Source organism: Citrobacter sp. TBCS-14 (assembly GCF_005280805.1).
Classification (GTDB): domain Bacteria; phylum Pseudomonadota; class Gammaproteobacteria; order Enterobacterales; family Enterobacteriaceae; genus Citrobacter; species Citrobacter gillenii.
The window spans coordinates 1-576 of the sequence record NZ_SZWM01000050.1 but is presented as its reverse complement, the minus strand read 5'-3'; the positions used below and the strand labels follow the sequence as shown (position 1 = coordinate 576).

Genomic DNA, 576 nt, shown 5'->3' with positions numbered 1-576 from the left:
AAAACGATCTAATCGAGCCGTTCTTCGGCGATACACAAATCTTTATTTATCCAGGCTATAAATATCAGGTGATTGATGCTCTGGTCACCAACTTCCACCTGCCGGAATCGACGCTGATTATGCTGGTTTCCGCATTTGCTGGTTATAAAAACACCATGCACGCCTATCATGAAGCAGTAAAAGCGGAATATCGCTTTTTTAGTTACGGGNGTTTATCACGTACAATCCGCAGGCTATTTCTGAGCGTGTCGGGGAGTAAGTTCCCGGCATGAGTATTTTACGTCGGACTGTTTTTCTGACGCAGGAGTTAAGATGAAATTTGAACTGGATACCACAGACGGTCGTGCTCGCCGCGGACGCCTTGTTTTTGATCGTGGCGTAGTGGAAACGCCTGCTTTTATGCCGGTCGGTACTTACGGCACAGTAAAAGGTATGACGCCGGAAGAAGTTGAAGCGACCGGCGCACAGATCATCCTGGGCAACACTTTCCACCTGTGGCTGCGCCCGGGTCAGGAAATCATGAAGCTGCACGGCGATCTGCACGATTTCATGCAGTGGAAAGGCCCAATCCTCACC

The 576-nt window shown here is 49.4% G+C and carries 1 protein-coding gene and 1 pseudogene; both read left to right on the top strand.

What is annotated here, in order from left to right; all coding sequences use genetic code 11:
- Positions 1-259, top strand: a pseudogene (locus tag FDX22_RS00240) (S-adenosylmethionine:tRNA ribosyltransferase-isomerase); the annotation flags it as partial.
- A gap of 53 nt (positions 260-312) precedes the next feature.
- A partial coding sequence (locus FDX22_RS00235; RefSeq protein WP_146716554.1) for a tRNA-guanine transglycosylase occupies positions 313-576 on the top strand: 264 nt, incomplete at its 3' end.